The 17154-nt window shown below is 62.2% G+C and carries 15 protein-coding genes; 4 read left to right on the plus strand and 11 right to left on the minus strand.

Annotation, left to right across the window (positions count from 1 at the left end):
* Window positions 1-52 precede the first annotated feature (52 nt).
* From M1D89_RS13590 to M1D89_RS13605, 4 genes are all read right to left on the minus strand, one after another.
* Window positions 53-1057 carry an NAD-dependent epimerase/dehydratase family protein gene (locus M1D89_RS13590; protein WP_498644188.1) on the minus strand — a complete coding sequence of 335 codons (1005 nt, stop codon included), beginning with the start codon at window positions 1055-1057 and terminating at the stop codon, window positions 53-55.
* Window positions 1054-3762, minus strand: a complete 2709-nt coding sequence (locus tag M1D89_RS13595; RefSeq protein ID WP_498644190.1) for an alpha/beta fold hydrolase — start codon at window positions 3760-3762, stop codon at window positions 1054-1056. The genes M1D89_RS13590 and M1D89_RS13595 overlap by 4 nt, the downstream gene beginning before the upstream one ends.
* A complete protein-coding gene (locus M1D89_RS13600; RefSeq protein ID WP_498644192.1) occupies window positions 3756-4778 on the minus strand; it encodes a 3-oxoacyl-ACP synthase III in 1023 nt (340 codons plus the stop codon). Before M1D89_RS13600 ends, M1D89_RS13595 begins: the two co-directional genes overlap by 7 nt.
* Before the next feature lie 151 nt (window positions 4779-4929).
* Window positions 4930-5355: a ChaB family protein gene (locus M1D89_RS13605; RefSeq protein WP_498644194.1), complete on the minus strand. Its 426-nt coding sequence runs from the start codon at window positions 5353-5355 to the stop codon at window positions 4930-4932.
* Window positions 5356-5522: 167 nt separating this feature from the next.
* Between M1D89_RS13605 and M1D89_RS13610 the strand changes: the two genes are divergently transcribed.
* A complete protein-coding gene (locus M1D89_RS13610) occupies window positions 5523-6263 on the plus strand; it encodes a GntR family transcriptional regulator (protein ID WP_017199821.1) in 741 nt (246 codons plus the stop codon).
* 46 nt (window positions 6264-6309) lie between these two features.
* The gene (gene iolB / locus M1D89_RS13615) at window positions 6310-7203 is read left to right on the plus strand and encodes a 5-deoxy-glucuronate isomerase (protein WP_498644197.1); all 894 of its coding nucleotides are present in this window, start codon (window positions 6310-6312) and stop codon (window positions 7201-7203) included.
* A 69-nt stretch (window positions 7204-7272) separates the two neighbouring features.
* On the opposite strand, the gene M1D89_RS13620 is transcribed toward iolB, so the two are convergent.
* The 7 genes from M1D89_RS13620 to M1D89_RS13650 all read right to left on the minus strand — a co-directional run bounded on the left by M1D89_RS13620 (window position 7273) and on the right by M1D89_RS13650 (window position 14694).
* The gene (locus M1D89_RS13620; RefSeq protein WP_498644199.1) at window positions 7273-8307 is read right to left on the minus strand and encodes a Gfo/Idh/MocA family oxidoreductase; all 1035 of its coding nucleotides are present in this window, start codon (window positions 8305-8307) and stop codon (window positions 7273-7275) included.
* A complete protein-coding gene (locus M1D89_RS13625) occupies window positions 8300-9304 on the minus strand; it encodes a Gfo/Idh/MocA family protein (protein ID WP_498644201.1) in 1005 nt (334 codons plus the stop codon). The genes M1D89_RS13620 and M1D89_RS13625 overlap by 8 nt, the downstream gene beginning before the upstream one ends.
* 53 nt (window positions 9305-9357) lie before the next feature.
* Window positions 9358-10356, minus strand: coding sequence for a Gfo/Idh/MocA family oxidoreductase (locus M1D89_RS13630; protein WP_498644203.1), 999 nt, complete (start codon window positions 10354-10356; stop codon window positions 9358-9360).
* Between the two features lie 123 nt (window positions 10357-10479).
* The gene (locus tag M1D89_RS13635) at window positions 10480-11406 is read right to left on the minus strand and encodes an ATP-binding cassette domain-containing protein (protein ID WP_498644205.1); all 927 of its coding nucleotides are present in this window, start codon (window positions 11404-11406) and stop codon (window positions 10480-10482) included.
* Window positions 11407-11418: 12 nt separating this feature from the next.
* The gene (locus M1D89_RS13640; RefSeq protein WP_498644207.1) at window positions 11419-12477 is read right to left on the minus strand and encodes an ABC transporter permease; all 1059 of its coding nucleotides are present in this window, start codon (window positions 12475-12477) and stop codon (window positions 11419-11421) included.
* 63 nt (window positions 12478-12540) lie between these two features.
* The gene (locus tag M1D89_RS13645) at window positions 12541-13536 is read right to left on the minus strand and encodes a substrate-binding domain-containing protein (RefSeq protein ID WP_498644209.1); all 996 of its coding nucleotides are present in this window, start codon (window positions 13534-13536) and stop codon (window positions 12541-12543) included.
* Window positions 13537-13680: 144 nt separating this feature from the next.
* Window positions 13681-14694, minus strand: coding sequence for a LacI family DNA-binding transcriptional regulator (locus tag M1D89_RS13650; protein WP_498644211.1), 1014 nt, complete (start codon window positions 14692-14694; stop codon window positions 13681-13683).
* Window positions 14695-14841: 147 nt separating this feature from the next.
* Here M1D89_RS13650 and M1D89_RS13655 point away from each other — a divergent pair, with 147 nt between their 5' ends.
* Window positions 14842-16020, plus strand: coding sequence for a Gfo/Idh/MocA family protein (locus tag M1D89_RS13655; protein ID WP_498644213.1), 1179 nt, complete (start codon window positions 14842-14844; stop codon window positions 16018-16020).
* Window positions 16017-17036 carry a sugar phosphate isomerase/epimerase family protein gene (locus tag M1D89_RS13660; protein WP_498644215.1) on the plus strand — a complete coding sequence of 340 codons (1020 nt, stop codon included), beginning with the start codon at window positions 16017-16019 and terminating at the stop codon, window positions 17034-17036. Before M1D89_RS13655 ends, M1D89_RS13660 begins: the two co-directional genes overlap by 4 nt.
* Window positions 17037-17154 lie beyond the last annotated feature (118 nt).

The following is a 17154-nucleotide window of genomic DNA, read 5'->3' on the forward strand; positions in this document are numbered from 1 at the left end:
CCTGCGGTTGGGGTTTGGCAACACCGATTCGGCGAAAAAGGGCAGAACCGCTCTACCGAAGCCGGCCTGTTTCCCCTATCGCCCGATTCCTCGAACCGTAGTACTCGGCCAGCCTGGCCAGTCCCTCATCAATCGAAACATCAGGTGTCCAGTTGAGGAGTTCACGGGTTGCGCGTTGATCGAACCAGTGTGCGGTGGAGAGCTGTTCAGCGAGGAACCTGGTCATCGGCGGTTCCTCTTTGCGCCCTGCCCAGGTCCAGAACCTTTCTACTACGGCTCCGGCTGCCCTGGCCAAGCCACCAGGCACGGACCACGACGGCGGGGCCACGCCGCCCGCTATACATATGCCCGCCAGCAGCTCGCCGATCGGCCGAGGTTCACCATTGCTCACCACCACGGCTTTGCCGTGGACGTGCTCCATGCGGTGCAGCGCTGCAACGATGGCGGACGCGGCGTTATCCACGTAGGTCGTATCGATCAGTGCAGCGCCGGCGTCGAGCAATGGCAGACGACGGTGACGGGCGCGAGCCAGGACGCGTTCCACCAACTGGGTGTCCCCGGGGCCCCACACAATGTGGGGGCGCACTGCTGCCACCCGGAAGTCTGATTGATCCGCCGCGAGGGCCAGCAATTCTGCCTCGGCCTTGGTGCGGGCATAGTCGCCGCGCGCGTGGTGTGGATCAGCCTGCGCCGCCCCCGATCCCACGATGGCTGCCCCGGAGTGGGCCACCGACGGTGACGAGACATATACGACGTCCCGCACGCCGGCCGCCTGTGCGAGATTGAGCAACCGGAGTGTCCCCTCCACATTTACTGCATCAAACTCGGCCGCGCGCCCTGTGATGGACACTTTGGCGGCGAGGTGGATGATTCCCTCCGCCCCGTTCACTGCGTTACGAAGAGCCGCATCATCGTCAAGGGACCCGCGGAAGTCCTCCGCGCCGTCCACTCCCGAGGGGCGACGCTGAAACGTTGCTACGGCATGACCTTGGCGGATGAGTTGCCGTGCAACCTCCCCTCCCAGGAGACCGCTGGCCCCGGTGACGAGGACCTTCATGGTTTCCCTGGACGTCCGCCGGCCAGCACCCGTGAAGCCCAGCGGGCCAGACGGGTCCTGTCAATCTTGGCGTTGTGCCGGATGTCGGTTGGCTGCGCGGGGACCACCAGCACGGCACTGACATCGACGCCGGCCCGGGAGGCTGCTCGACGGACACGCCCCGCGAGTTGCGGCCCGGCGGGGCCGGCTTTAGGGACGGGAGGCGCGGTCTCCACTACCGCAACCACCGCCTGCGTTCCCGATGGTCCAACACCGGCGATGGCAGCCATCCGAACGCCGTCCAGGCGTTCGATGGATTGTTCTGCCCCGACCGGCGTCACCACGGCCCCAGGCGCCGTCACAACGTGGGCAAGTCGTCCCTCCACCCAAAGTCGGCCGACGGAGTCGAAGTGTCCCACGTCGCCCGTACGGTGCCATCCAGGCACGCTGGCACTCTCGCGTTGGGTCAGCCAGAGCCTGTCATAGGATTCCTTGACGTGCGGGGCACTGACCAGGATCTCGCCGGTCACCCCCGCATCTGTCACAGGGTTCAATCCGGGCGCGGTGCCATCCGCCGCCAACGGGACAACCGCCAGATCGGCTCTGTGAACAGGCTTCCCCACGCAGACCCCGTTGCCGGCTCCGACAACGGTCCCGGCAGCCGCATCAGCGTCAGCGGCTTGTATTTCTTCCAGGCTGATGTCCGTGACTGGAAGCGCCTCCGTCATCCCGTAAGGCGTATGCAAGGACGCTTGGGGCATCAACTGCTGCACCTGCGCGAGAAGCGGCTCAGGGACGGGCGCACCTGCGGACAGGAGTAGCTCAACGTTTTGAAGAGCAATGCGCCCTGTTCCGCTCAGGTCATCCCGGGTAGCTATGACATTACGCAACGCTGCGGGCGAGGCGAAGACCACGGTAGCGTCGATGGCAGCGACAGCGTCCGCCAGTGCTCGCGCCGTCAAGGTGCCTGGCGCAGTAACGTCCATGGCCGGGGTCACCGAAACCGCTCCGAGCGCCGGACCCAGCAAAGCGAACGGGGCGAAGCCCGCTACAAGGCGTGCACCGGAACAGATCCCGAAGGTAGCGGCAACCGTATCCCGCATCGCGGCCAGCTGTCCGTGCGTATATAGCACTCCCTTAGCGGGGCCAGTGGAGCCGGAGGTGAACAGTACAGCGGCTGGGGCAGCTGGGTCCACACTCGTCCTTGGCATCCCGTCACCGCGCCCGGCGCCGCCTGTGGCTCCACGCCTTCCCAAGGCCGCGAGGGAGGTCTCAACCCCCAGGACTCGACGGCGGGCGGCGGGTAGGTCCTGCACGCTGATGCGCCGCCCCGGCCAGCCGAGCACTGAGGCTGCCGCCAGTGCTTTGTCGATGCCAATGAGGAAATCGGCGGTTGCGCCCTTCACGGCGCGGCTCATGCCCTTGGTTCCCAGTCCGGCGTCGGCCACTACTACTACTGCACCCAACTTCAGGCAGGCGTAAAGGGCCACCGTGAGCTCGGTTCCAGGCGGGACCATCAGGCTCACCCGGCTACCGCGCCCCACACCGACTTCCTGCAGGCCCTCCGCCAGGTCCAGGATGTTCCGATCCAACTGTTGCCAGCTGAGCGAACGGCTCACGCTGCCGTCCGGTGCCATTTCGGCAACAGCGGCGTCTTCCCTTGCCTGTCCCGCCGCCAGCTCGCCCAAGGCGTCCCACAAGGGACGGAACGCTGGTTCCTTTTCTTCGGCCACATTCTTGACCGGCTCTCCGCTGACAGCAGCAACGGCCACCCGTGAATCGTCGCTACTGATTGCGGCATCATGTAAAGCAAGCCAATCAAAGACCGGCGTGGCAATGTCCCTGTCCTCCGGCAAGAGGTGTCCGGCTCCTTCGAAGCGATGGACGTCAGCGTGCGGTATCCGGCCGATAAGGTCCTTGAGGTACCTATCGGAGAATATTGGATCCTTGGGCCCCCAGAGCATCAGGGCGGGAACCTTGAGCCCGCGCAAGCCTTCCGCCACACGGGTAAGCGCCGGCAAGCTGGGATGGGAAGCGTCTGCCGGGATATCCGCAACAAAATTCCCCACCCCGGTCCGGCGTCCGGCTCCGCGGTAGGGGGCCATGAAAGCCCTTCCGACGTCGGCCGGCAGCGGCGGATTTGCCAGTGAGTGCGTCACGCGCAGGAACGCGTCCGACGTCGTGGTGCCCCACTTGTGTACGGCGGGGTGCAAGGCGAGCCGAAGGGCTGGCGGGATTGGCGAATCCGAGGGTTGATGGACGGCTGTGTTGGTCAGCACCACACCCGTGACGAACTGCGGATGCTCCAGCGCCCAGCCCGTGCTGATCACGCCACCCCAATCATGGCCCACCGTAACAACCGGCCCTTCCAGGCCCAGCGCATCAGTGAGGTCACCGAGGTCATTGATCCTGTCAGCCAGGCGACGGAATGTGCCGGTGCGCTCTGAATAGCCCATGTCGAGCTGGTCCACGGCAACCACCCGCCACGGATGAGCCGGGTCTGCTCCCGCGCTCAACAGCGTCCGCCACAGGTAGGACCAGGTGGGGTTGCCATGCACGCACAGCAAAGTCCCGATCGGAGTCAGGCCACGGCGCAAGAGCTGGGCACCGTTATCCAGCACATGCCAGCGGAGGACAGAGTCCGGCGCGTCCACCTTTGACGTGGACCGTACCCGGATTGTCCGGGACCATTCCGGGTCCACACCGGGCCAATTGGCGGCTACCAAACGATTTCCACCATTCCTGCATTCAGTCCCGAACCCACGCCCATGCACAGGACCCGGTCACCCGTTGTCAATGACTGTGCCTGGGCTGCGAGCGTCATGGGGAGCGACGCGGGCCCCACATTGCCCCAGTGTGGGAAAGTAATGGGGACCTTCTCCGGGTCCAGGTCGATGGCATTGATGATCGCCTGGGTGTAGGCATTGCTGACTTGGTGCGTGACGTAGCGGTCCATGCTGGCCCAGTCCCACTCGGGCTGTGCTTCATGCCAGGCATCCACCACAAGCTGCAGGCCGCCGTCGAGCAAGCCCTTGGTATCGGTGGACATGCCATCGATACCTCCAACGCACAATTCGTGGTGTTCCGTGCCGGCACGCATGACGCCGCCCACAAGCCGGTGCGCTCCCGGGTGCTCGTCCACCGGGCCCAGGACGGCCGCGGCGGCGCCGGACCCAAGGGTCAACGTGGCAAACTCCCGGTTGAAATCCTCGCGCGTGGTCTCAGGCCTCTGGAGTCGCGCCAGCGTGGCCTCTTGGGTGCCCTGCGCGTCCTCTCCGTTGACGATGACCGCATACCGGATCTGGCCCGAGTCGATCATGTTGGCCGCCAGGATCAAGCCGTTCACGAATCCGAGGCAGGCGTTGGCCAAGTCAAAGTTCATGGCCGACGACGGCAGGCCGAGTTCGTGGTGGATCTTGACCGCCACGGACGGCTCAAGGTTGCGCCTGGTAACCGAAGTGTTAATCAGCAAGCCGATTTCCGAGGCTTCGACGCCGGCTTCAGCCAAGGCTTTTGCGCCTGCTTCCACGGCAGCGTCATCGAACGATGTCCCGGCGGCCCACCAGCGGCGGTGCGTGATGCCGGCGACGCGCTCGAGCAATCGCGGTGGAAACTTCAGCCGCTGCAGGGTCGAAGCCAATCTCCGGTCGAAATCCGTGGAGCTCACTATCCTCGGAGCCTCGACGCTGCTCACCGAGAGCAGCGCGGTATTGCTGTGCCGGAAGGTCGCATTCCCTGCCAAGTTAAGCCCCTGTTCGTTTCTGTCCTGCCTTCATGCGGTGACTGTACCCATAAAGTGCAACCCCAAGACGTTAACTATGCCGGTGTGAACCGGTTCCTGCATATTTGGCGCATGCCGGACCGACTCAGCACCATGGCGGGATGAGGAGGGGCTAGCCTTCCCGAGCCTTTCGCGTTGCGGCTTCGTTGGCCTTCTGCAGCGCTTCCACCAGCTCATTCTTGTCCATTTTGGAGCGGCCCTTGATATCCAATTCCCGGGCGCGCCGGTAGAGGTGCTCTTTGGAGGCATTGGCATCCACACCCCCGGCCGTGGGCCTATTTGAGTCCACGCCCTCTTCCGCACGGGCATCGGAAGGTCCGCGTTCTTCCTTGGGCTCCCAGTGGTCGCCCACCTTCTCGTAACTATGCTTCAGGGCCGCGAAAGCCGTGCGAGCCGCCCGACTCGGATCATTGTCATAAGATTCCATGGCCGAATCGTAGGTCTTGGCAAAAGTGTCCTGGGCCTTCTGGTCGGAGCGCTGCAAGGTGGACGGCAACTCGTCCTTGCGGGCGTGATCATTCTTTCCGGTCTTTGGCATGGCACCCATCCTCCCGAGGTCTTGTGCTCTGACATAAACCATTTGACCATCGAAAGTTCACTGCTACCATCGAGGGAGAAAGTATGTCCTATCAAGCGAACAAATGGCTACATATCTTGAGCATTCACCAAGAAGCAAGAGGTTGCGCCTGAAACCCGGGGTATCCAGTGGTCACAAAACTTGGTCTCAACATCGACCGCTCTTCTCCCGTGCCTCTCTACCACCAAGTTGTACAGGGGATTGAGGCCGCCATCCACAGCGGAGTACTGGAACCCGGCAGCCGCCTTGAGAACGAAATCGACCTCGCGGCCCAGCTCAACCTCTCGAGGCCAACCATGCGCAAGGCCATGGACGAGCTTGTCCGTTCCGGTCTTCTGGTTCGCAAACGCGGCGTAGGTACCCAAGTGGTGTCCAGTCAGGTCCGTCGACCCTTGGAACTTTCCAGCCTTTTTGACGATCTCACCAACAACGGCAAGAAGCCCACCACCACCGTGCTCAGCTTTTCCCACGAGGAAGCCGACGCCGCCACCCTCGCTGCGCTTGAGCTGCCCGCTGGCTCCAAGGTCTACCACTTCACGCGTCTTCGCAAAGTTGGGGGCAAACCACTGGCCCTGATGGAGAACTGGGTGCGGGACGACATCGCCACCATGGACGAAGCCATGCTGGCGGCAGAGGGCCTGTACTCAATTCTGCGCCGAGGTGGCGTCAATTTTCGCCTTGCCACGCAACGTATCGGCGCCATGATCGCCAATGACTACCAAGCGCCACTCCTTGAGACCGAGGTAAATTCCGCCTTGGTCACCATGGAACGCACGGCTGTGGACGACACCGGCCGCCACGTGGAGACCGGCCACCACGTCTACCGCGCCGATTCGTACAGCTTTGAAATGACACTCGTACAGCGCTGATCAGGCCAAAACAACTGGTACAGCCACTACAAAGGACTCCACTTCCATGACGAATTGGGTTTACCCCTTGGGTTCCGCCGCCGACGGCGTGTGGGACATCTCGCTCGGCACCTCCGACTCCGCCATTGCCATTGATGGTTGGGCGCACACTGGCCTCAAGGTCGCAACCATCCCGGGGGGCGCCGCCGTCGAGCTCCCAGCTGTTGGTGAGGAACGTATTGTGGTGCCCCTCAGCGGCGCTTTCACCGTAACCGTCGACGGCGTCGATCATGCCCTTGCGGGCCGGGCCTCCGTGTTCCACGGACCCAGCGACGTCTTGTACTCCGGTACCGGAAAGTCCGTCAGCATCAGCTCGGCAGACGGCGGGCGTGTAGCAATTGCAACTGCCCCTGCGCAGACCGCCTACCCGACCCGCCTCGTCACTGCTGCCGAGACACCTGTGGAACTCCGGGGCGCCGGTAACTGTTCGCGGCAGGTACACAACTTCGGCACCCCGGCGGCACTGGAGGCCGACCGTTTTATCGTGTGCGAGGTCATTACTCCTGCCGGGAACTGGTCCTCCTATCCCCCTCACAAGCACGATGAGGAAAAGGACGGCGAAACCCACCTTGAAGAGATCTATTACTTCGAGACACAGGTAGCCGTCGGCTCCGGCGCACCGGCTGATGCCGATGCAATCGGCTACCAGCGTGTCTACGCCTCGGATGAGCGTCCCATCGACGTTTCCGCAGAAGTTAGGACCGGCGACGTAGTCCTGGTCCCCTACGGTTGGCACGGCCCCGCCATGGCAGCCCCGGGCTACGACATGTACTACCTGAACGTCATGGCGGGCCCTGGGCCCGTCCGCGAATGGCTGATCAGCGACGACCCTCACCATGGTTGGGTACGGCAAAGCTGGGAAGGTCAGGACATCGACCCGCGGCTGCCGTTCGGCGTCTAGGTTCAAGCATGAAAGTGCCCCTTCTTCGAATTCAACAGATTCGAAGAAGGGGCACTCTGGGTAGAAGCGTCAGCTGGATACTTTGAGAGCAACCCTCACGGGCGCACCGGTTGCCAGCGATTCCTGGGCCGCATCTGCCACACGGGAGGCTGCTACCGCATCCTCCGGGGTGCAGGGATTTTCGCGCTGCCCCATCACCAGCTCCACAAAGGCAACCATCTCGGAGCGGTACGCCTGGTCGAAACGCTCGGCGAAAGTCTGATGCGGTTCCCCTCCGGGGAAAGTGACCTCAGCCTCAGCCGAGGTCAATGCGGTCTTCTCATCCAAGCCCACCATGACCGAACTATCGGACCCCTGTATCTCCAACCGCACATCGTGGCCGGCCCCGTTGTAGCGGCTGGCAGAAACCGTGCCCACCGTGCCGTCGTCGAAAGTGATGAGGGCCAAAGCCGTATCCACGTCACCCACATTGCCGATGGCCGGGTCTCCATTGTTGGAACCCTTGGCATAGACCTCCACAATTTCGCGGCCCGTCAGCCACCGAAGGATGTCGAAGTCATGGACTGAGCAGTCCCGGAACAGCCCCCCGCTGGTCGCCAGGAACTCGACCGGGGGTGGCGTCATATCGCAGGTAACTGCGCGCAGGGAATGGATCCACCCCAACTCCCCGGCCTGATACGCCCGCTTGGCCTCCACATAGCCTGCATCGAAGCGTCGCTGGTGGCCGATTTGCACCACGCCGTTGTTCTCCCTGATGTAGTCCAGCACAGGCAGCGCATCGGAGACGTTCATGGCCACGGGCTTTTCGCAGAACACCGGAACGCCGGCGTCCACTCCGGCGCGGATCAATTCCGGATGGGTTGCCGTTCCCGTAGCAATAACCAAGCCATCCACACCAGAGTCGAGCAGCTCCGTCACTGAGGGCACGAACTCTGCACCCAGTGCAGCAGCGACGGAACGTGCATGCTCCGTGGCTACATCGGTGAGCTTGAGGCGGATATTGACGCCCCTGCGACCCAGCGCTTCCTTGAGGGCGACGATGTTGTTGGCGTGCATGACGCCGATGCGTCCTACGCCAACCAAGCCAAGAATGACATCACTCATGATTTTCCTTTGAAGGTTGAAGTGTTAATGGTTCCGGGAACACCACGCCCAGCTGGCGTCGAATCTCGTCGGCTACTTCCAGCGTGCGGATGGAGGCCGCCAGCGTCCGTTCGCTGGTTTGCATCCTGCCTGCGGCAATAGCCCTGGCCACGGCCGCGGCTTCGTAGTGGAGGCCCTCGAAGTGTCCGCCTGCTGGTTCAGCCTGACGCAGCCGCGATCCGTCAGGAAACCTGACTTCGAAGGCGCCGGGCATATTGAAGGGACCGTCGATCACCAAGGTTGCCTTTGAGCCCACAATGGTGGCGGCGGTGGGCGTGAAGTTATGGACGTGGGTGTTCACCACAGCCTGCGCACCGCCGTCGAACTGCATGACGGCGGACAACTGGGCGTTAACCCCCGACTCATGTGGCGAACCGATTGCATGCAGCTGGCTCGGACTACCCAACACCTCCGTGACCAGGGCCAGCGGGTACGTGCCCAGGTCAAGCAGCGGACCACCGGCCAAATCCGGATTAAAGATTCGATGCGAAGGATCAAAGTGCTCACCGTACTCCGCCACGACGGTGGTGATGGTGCCCAGCGTTCCGGCCTCGAGTATCTGCCGGATCACATCGAATTTTGGCAGGAAGAAGGTCCACATGGCTTCCGCGGCGAAGACACCTGCAGCCTCTGCCCGCGCCGCGATGTCCCGTGCCTGATCTGCGTCGAGTCCAATCGGCTTTTCGACCAAGACGTGCTTGCCGGCGTCGATGGCCAGGACCGCGGCCGCGTGGTGGCCTGTATGCGGCGTACACACATAGACGATATCTACGTTGGGGGCTGTCGCGAGCTCCTCATAGCTGCCGTAGGCGGCGGGAATGTTGAACGCTTCCGCAAACGCCTTGGACCGGTTCAGGGAACGGGACCCGACGGCGGCGATCACCTGCCCGGTGTGTGCCTGGATGGACTCGGTGAACCGTTCGGCGATCCATCCGGGGCCCATGATGCCCCAGCGCAAACTCGGAGCATCGCGGGACTCCGGTACACGGGTGTGAGGAAGCCCTCTTGGCGTCACGAGTAGCTGACTTTCGTAGACGTTCCGTCGCTATGCAGCGACTGGATCATGGCTTGTGCAACGAGGGAGGCGTTGAGTCCGTCCTGTGCACCGGCAAGGGGAGTCGGCTCTCCGGCAGCGAGGGCAGAAATCCAAGCCTGGAGCTGAATCCGGTACGCGTCGGCGAAGCGGGGGCGCCAGTCCGCCGGGATCAACCCCTGCCTTGCCCCGTCCTGTTCGACGCCCAGCAGGGACGATTCCTTAAGTGAAGTGGTACCCAGTTCTGAGACCACCTCGCAGCGAGTGGTGTAGCCATACTGGGCGTTGAGGTACAGCTCCAACGTGGTGAGTGTCCCGTCTGCAGTGCGCATCGTCATGAATGCAGGATCCTGAAGTCCGGTCTCGGCATGTCGAGTGCTCTTGCCGGCCTGCCATGACACCTCCGCAATGGGAGAACCCAAAAGCCACGGAACTATATCCAATTCGTGGATGGCCGAATTGGTGATGGCGGATTCTGCCGTCGTTCCGGGGGCCGCTGAGCCATTCCTGCTGACGCAGTGAACCATCAGGGGCTCACCTTGCTCCCTGCCCTGCACGGACTGGCGCAGAGCCACATAGCCCGGATCGAAGCGTCGCATGAAGCCGAGGGAGAGCAGCGAAGCTCCCGTTGCGGCCACGATGTCGGCGTCGGCAGCAACTACTTCCAGGCTTTCAAGAAGCGTTGGTGCCAGCGGCTTTTCGCAGAGTACAGGGGTCATTGCCTCGAAGCATTCAAGGACCAGGCCAGCGTGCGTGGAATCGTGCGAGGCAACGACGACGGCGTCCACCTCGCTGGCATTGATCAGCTCCGATGGGTCTGAGGTAATACGCGCGGTGGGCGGTGCCGCCACGGCGGCACGGTCGACGTCGAGGTCTGCCACAAAGGTGACTTCGGCGCCGCCGATGGTGGTGGAAAGGTTCCTGATGTGGTCCGCGCCCATGATTCCGGCGCCAATCACACCTACCCGGATCGACATGGTGTTCCCTTCTTTTCCTAAGTGTGTGCGTATTGTGCGCACAGTGTGGCGGGGTGTTCCGGGTAGACCGGAAGCACCCCGCCGATACTGCTACTGGGCCTGCTGGTTACTGAGCCTGTGCTGCTACGCGTGCTTCGGAGCGCCGGAGTTCACGCTGTCCGTCACGTCCGCGACTTCCGCTTTGACCTCTTTCACCACGTCGCCGTGGCCGCCCAACTGCTCCAGCTCATGTGCGAGTTCAGCAAGTTCGGCGCCGCCTGCCATCTGGGCAGTAAGTTCGTCGAGGGTGATGTCCTTCTTGTCGTAGTACCCGATGGATTTGCCACGCTTGAGCAGGAGGAAACGGTCCCCGACCGGGAAGGCATGGTGCGGATTGTGGGTGATAAAGATGACGCCCATACCGCGGTCGCGGGCCTGAAGGATATAGCGCAGGACTACGCCTGACTGCTTCACACCCAGCGCTGCTGTGGGTTCGTCCAGAATGAGGACTTTCGCTCCGAAGTACACGGCGCGGGCAATCGCGACACACTGGCGTTCACCACCGGAGAGCTGTCCGATGGGCTGCTCCACATCGCGCAGGTCGATGCCCATCTCGGCCAATTCCTTGAGCGTGATGGCCTTCATCTGTTCGACGTCCATGTACTTGAACGGTCCGAAGCCCTTGGTGAGCTCCGATCCGAGGAAGAAGTTCCGCCAGATCGGCATCAGCGGTACCACCGCAAGGTCCTGGTACACAGTGGCAATGCCGGCGTCCAGGGCATCGCGGGGGGAACTGAACTTCCGTTCCTCACCCATGATGTTCAGGACGCCGTCGTCGTGCTGGTGGAGGCCGGCGATGATCTTAATCAGCGTTGACTTACCCGCGCCGTTATCGCCCAGAACACAGGTAACGCGGCCGTTGTCCACGGCCATCGTAACGTCGCGGAGGGCGATGATGTTGCCGTAGTGCTTGCCTACTCCCTCAAGCGAAAGCAGGTGAACCGGGGTATGCGTCAAAGGATCCCTCTCATCTTTCAGAAGGGTTTGCTGATCGATCTGGTGTGCGTTCATTGTTCCGGCCCCTTACTTGAGTTCTGCTCGGCGCTTGACGATCAGGTTCACAATGGTGGCCAGCAGGAGCATCAAGCCCAGGAAGAACTTGAACCAGTCCGGATTCCATTGTGCGTACACGATGCCCTTGTTGGCCATGCCAAAGATGAAGGCACCAATGGCGCCACCCACAGCCGATCCGTAGCCTCCTGTCAGGAGGCAGCCACCGATGACGGCAGCAATGATGTAGAGGAACTCGTTGCCAACGCCTTCACCGGATTGCACGGCATCGAAGGCAAAAAGGTTGTGCATGCCCAGGATCCAGCCGCAGAAACCAACCGCCATGAAAAGGCCGATCTTGGTCTTGGTCACAGGGACGCCAACTGCGCGGGCGGCATTGGCGTCACCGCCCACGGCGAAGATCCAGTTACCAACGCGGGTGCGCAACAGGATCCACGATGCCACTGCCACGAGGACGATCCAGAAGAACACTGTGATCTTGACTTCCACACCCCCGATGCTGATGGAGGAGGCAAACACCGCCCGTGCTGATTCGAACCCGTCCAACTTGGAGATCGACGGCGAGGAGACGCTGCCGCCGATAAGGCGGGTCAGTGCCAGATTGAGGCCAGTCAGCATGAGGAACGTCGCCAGGGTGACGATGAAGCTGGGAAGTTTGGTCTTGACGAGAATCCAGCCGTTGATGAATCCAATGCCGAGCGAGACCACCAGTGCCAGCGTGACACCAACCCATGCATTCAGTGAGAAGTTCCAGCTGAAGAGTGAGGCGGTCAGGGCGGAGGAGATCACGGCCACACCAGTGGAAAGGTCGAACTCACCACCGATCATCAGCAGTGAAACCCCTACCGCCATAATGCCGATGGTCGATGAGCCGTAGAGCACTGTGGCGAGCGCGTTCGGTTGCGTAAACGTCTCGGAGACAGAAGCGAAGAAGATGAACAGGACCACTGCTCCGACCAGCGCACCGACCTCGGGCCTCGCCAGGAACTTTTGGATCGGACTACGGCGTCCGACCCGTTCGTCGCCAGGGGCCGAGGCACCCGCCGGCGGCAGAGTTGTTGTATTTGCCATAGGAATGACTCCTTGTTGGTCAGGCTGCGTGGCGGTTCTCGCCACGCAGCCGGATGCCTGGATCTAGCGGACGCCCTGCTGGGCGAACTTGAGGACGTCGGAGGCGTTGGCCTTGTCCACAATGGTGGGACCGGTCAGGACGGGCTGGCCGCCGCCGATCTTGAAGCCGCCGCGCTTTGCCTGCCACAGGGCATCAACCGACATGTAGCCCTGAAGCCATGGCTGCTGGTCGACGGTAAAGATCACTTGGCCGTCTACGATCTTTTGGGCAAGTTCGGCATTGAGGTCGAAGCTGGCTACCTTGGACGAACTGCCGGCGTCTGTAACTGACTTGAGCAAGGTGAGGGTGATGGGGGCGCCGAGACCGATGATCACATCAGCATCTTTGGACGCCTGAAGTTTGGCCGTGGCCGTTGACTGGACAGCGGTCATGTCCTTGCCATCGACGTAGAGGATTTCCGTTGCCGGAACCTTGGCCTTTACGCCGGCGCAGCGCGCCTCCAGGCCCACGTGGCCCTGCTGCTGGATGACGCAAACGGGGTGCTTGTAGCCTTCTGCAGCGAGTCGGGTGCCGACTGCCTCGCCGGCAAGCTGTTCGTTGGATCCGAAGTGCGTGAAAGCGCCAAGCTGCGTGGAAACGGATTCACCGGCGTTGAGGCTCACGACGGGGATACCTGCATCGTTGGCCTTCTTCAATACATCCTTCAATGCATCCGGGGTTGCCACCGTGACAGCAATGCCGTCAACCTTCTGGTCGATGGCCTGTTGAACAAGCTGCGCCTGGCGCCCTGCTTCGGGGTCGCTGGTGTACAGGAGTTCCACGTTGTCCTTGCTTGACGCTTCTTCGGCGCCCTTGCGCACGATATCCCAGAAGGTGTCTCCAGCCGCTGCGTGAGTAATCAGGGCCACCTTCATGCGGTCCGTGCCGGCTACCTGTCCGGCGCCTGCACCCCCACCGGAATCTGCAGGTTTGCCGCCCTGGCTCGAACAGGCGCTCAGGGCCACCAATGGAACCACTGCTGCGACGACTGCCGCTTTGCGCCACGAGAATTTTGCCACCGTTATCTCCTTTGATGTCAGCTTCGGGCGTCCGGGGACTCGTTCTCGGATCGCCTGCTACCTCGATCATGGTGACCCAATTCACAAATGTCAACAGTTTGTCCTGACATTAGTATGTTTGTACGTAACATCCAGCACCCGAACTCAGGATCGTGGTGCCGCCGTGGTACCCCGAACCTTAAGGAGGGGTTCTAACAGCTTGCGCTGCGGCCCCGCCGCGGCACCCTGGATGCGATCCAGCAATGCCTTTGCAACATGCGCCCCGACCAGATCGCTGCGGTTGTCCACGGACGTCAGCTCGAGGTAGCGGGACTTCGCCAGCGCAGAATTGTCATAGCCAATCACCGTAATATCCGAGGGGACCGACAAGCCGCGGGCCTTGATCGCACCAAAGGCGCCCAGCGCCATCGTGTCATTGGCGGCAAAAATTGCCGTCGTGTCCGGGTGGTGATCAAGGAGCCAGCAGGCCGAAGCGTACCCGTCCTCCTCCGTGGTATCGCCCTCTTCCCCCACGATCAGCGGTTCTACACCGGCTTGGTGGAGTCTGCCCCGGAAGCCTTCCCTACGGTGGGCTGCAGCGCCGCCGGAGCCCGAAAGGTGCCCGATCCTGCGGTGCCCGAGTTGCAGCAGGTGATCCGCCGCCATTGCACCGCCACCGTCGTCGTCGTTGGTGATGAGGTCAGCGTCGTCCGGCACTCCATTCCGCCACCCCGCCACCACGGTGGGAACTTCCGTGCCGCTCAGCGCCGTCGCGCCAGGTTCGGCCGCGATCACCAGCCCGTCCACATGCATGGCCAGCAATCCGTCAGCAGCCTCCTTGATGCGGTTTTCACTCGGGCGGGAATCGGCGAGCATGACCTGATAGCCATGTTCGGTCAACACTGATTCCAGTCCGCGCAGCAGGTCAACAAACCAAAGGTTGCGGTAGTCGTCAATGACGAGCCCGATGCTCTTGGTCCGGCTGCTCGCCAGCGTGGTGGCCGCCCGGCTGGGGCGGTATCCCAGCTCAGCGATGGCAGTTTTGACCGCCTCGCGGCGCTTCTCACTGACTTTCGCCGGATTCTGGAGGACCAGCGAGACCAGCGACGGCGAAACGCCGGCCAGCTTTGCCACATCGTAAATCGTTGGGCGCCGCGCCTGCGGCGTACTTGTGCTCATGAGACCAACTTCCTTGGGGCCGTTTGATTAGGCTGAGCATTGACAGGACATATAGACATGGCTAATCTCGAACCCAACCTACAAAATTGTAGCGCTACAAAATGCCGTCGAGTCTCTTCGCCGCGGCAGAATTTCAAAGGAGAAATCATGGCTGAAAGCCTTGGCGTCGCGGTCATCGGCGCAGGCATGGCCGGCAAGGCCCATGCAGCGGCTTACCGGACTGCGTCTACCCTCTACAGCCCAGTGCTTCCGGATATCCGCTTGGTCTCCATTGGTGACGTGAACGCCGAATTCGGCTCCCTGGCGGCCCGCCGCTTTGGCTACGAACGCAATGACACCTCATGGCAGGCAATCGCAGAAGCGGACGATATTGACGTTGTAAGCGTTGTCATTGCGAACTCATTGCACCGCGAAGTGGTTGAAGGCCTGCTGGCCGCCGGCAAGCACGTGTTGTGTGAAAAGCCGTTGAGCGATTCGCTGGAAGACGCGCGCGCCATGGCGGACGCTGCCCGGAACGCCACCTCCATCGCCCGCATCGGATTCACCTTCCGCCGCACTCCGGGCATCGCCTATATCCGCGACCTTATCCAGAACGGCACTTTGGGCAATGTCCTGCACTTCAGCGGCCGGTACTGGACGGACTACGGTTTCAGCCCCGAAGCGCCGATGAGCTGGCGTTACAAAGGCGGCCCCGGCTCGGGTGCGCTGGCGGACGTCGGAAGCCATCTGACGTACGTCTCCGAGTTTCTGTGCGGTGACATCAAGTCCATCAGCGGCGGCCGGCTCAGCACTGCAATCCACAAGCGTCCGTTGCCGCTCAGCGCCGTCATGGGCCATGACCACGTGGCCGTCAGTAATACCTTCGAAGCTGTTGAGAACGACGACTACGCAGCATTCAACGCAGAGTTCGCAAACGGTGCGGGAAGTTTCGAAGTCTCACGTGTAGCGGCAGGACACGCCAATAGCCTGCAGTTTGAGGTGTTCTGCGAAAAGGGTGCAGCCAAGTTCGACCAGCGCCGCCCATCAGAAATCCAACTGTTCCTCAATGACGGTTCCGGCAACCAGAACGGCTACCGCCAGGTGATCCTCGGCCCGGGCCACCCCTACATCACCGGAGGCCTCGCCATGGACGCTCCCGAGGTGGGGTTCGGCCAAAACGACGCGTTCGGCTACCAGGCCCGTGCGTTCCTCGAGGAGGTAGCAGGCCTTGCCGAAGACACATCCCTGCCTCGCTGCGCCACCTTCGACGAAGGTGTCCGCAACATGGAACTACTCGGCGCCGTCACCGAGTCGGCCCTTAACAACGGGAAGAAGATTACGCTATGAAACTCGGCGTCTACAACGCAATCTTGCATGACCGGCCGCTGCCGGAGGCGCTCAAGGTCATCGCCGACCTTGGACTGACGGGCATCGAGATCAATACCGGTGGCTTCCTGCCGGCGGTCCATGTACCCACCATGGATCAGATCCTGGAGAGCGACGCGGCACGTGATGACTACCTGGCCCTCTTCGAAGGGACCGGTGTTTCGATTGCCGGACTGAACTGCAATGGCAATCCCCTGCACCCTAAGCGCGAAATCGGTGAAAAACATGCCGAAGACGTCCACCGCTCCATTCGACTGGCCCATCGGCTGGGACAAAAGCGGGTAGTCACTATGTCCGGGCTGCCCGGCGGCGAGCCCGGTGCCACCACCGTCAACTGGGTGGTCAATGCCTGGAACTCGGCGGCACTGGATGTGTTGGACTATCAATGGGGTGTCGCAGCCGATTTCTGGAGGGAAACCGACCGCCTTGCTGCGGACCACGACGTCAAGGTGGCGCTCGAACTGCACCCGCAGAACATCGTCTTCAACACTGCGGACGTCTATAAGCTCATCGAACTCACCGGCGCCACGCATGTCGGTGTGGAACTGGATGCTTCGCACCTCTTCTGGCAGCAGATGGATCCAGTTGCTGTGGTCCGCGAGCTTGGTCCGCTGGTGTTCCAAGCGGCCGCAAAAGATGTCCGGGTGAATACCGGCAATGCGGCCCTCTATGGCGTGCTGGACAACAGCTTCCGCCGGCTGTCTCCGGATGAGACCCGCACGAACCTTGGCGGCGACGAGTGGGCCAATGAATGGCCGAAGAACTCCGCATGGGACTTCGTGGCCCTGGGCCGCGGCCACGACACCGCCTTCTGGACTGAGTTCCTGCGTGCGCTGCATGAGGTGGACCCGGACATGCTCGTCAACATCGAACACGAGGACGTTTCCCTGGGTCGCATCGAAGGGCTGCAGGTGGCAGCCCAGGTACTGCTGGACGCCGATGCGGCACTCTCCGCGTCATTGAATCCCACGGCCTGAGGCTGTACGGCCCGGAACCCTCGGGACTACTTACCGGGCCCGGATGGGGACGGCGCTCAGGCGCCGTCCCCATCTTTTTTTGCATCCACACAGCACGAAGGCCCACACAGCAAGAGGA

Source organism: Arthrobacter sp. D3-18 (genome assembly GCF_054408525.1).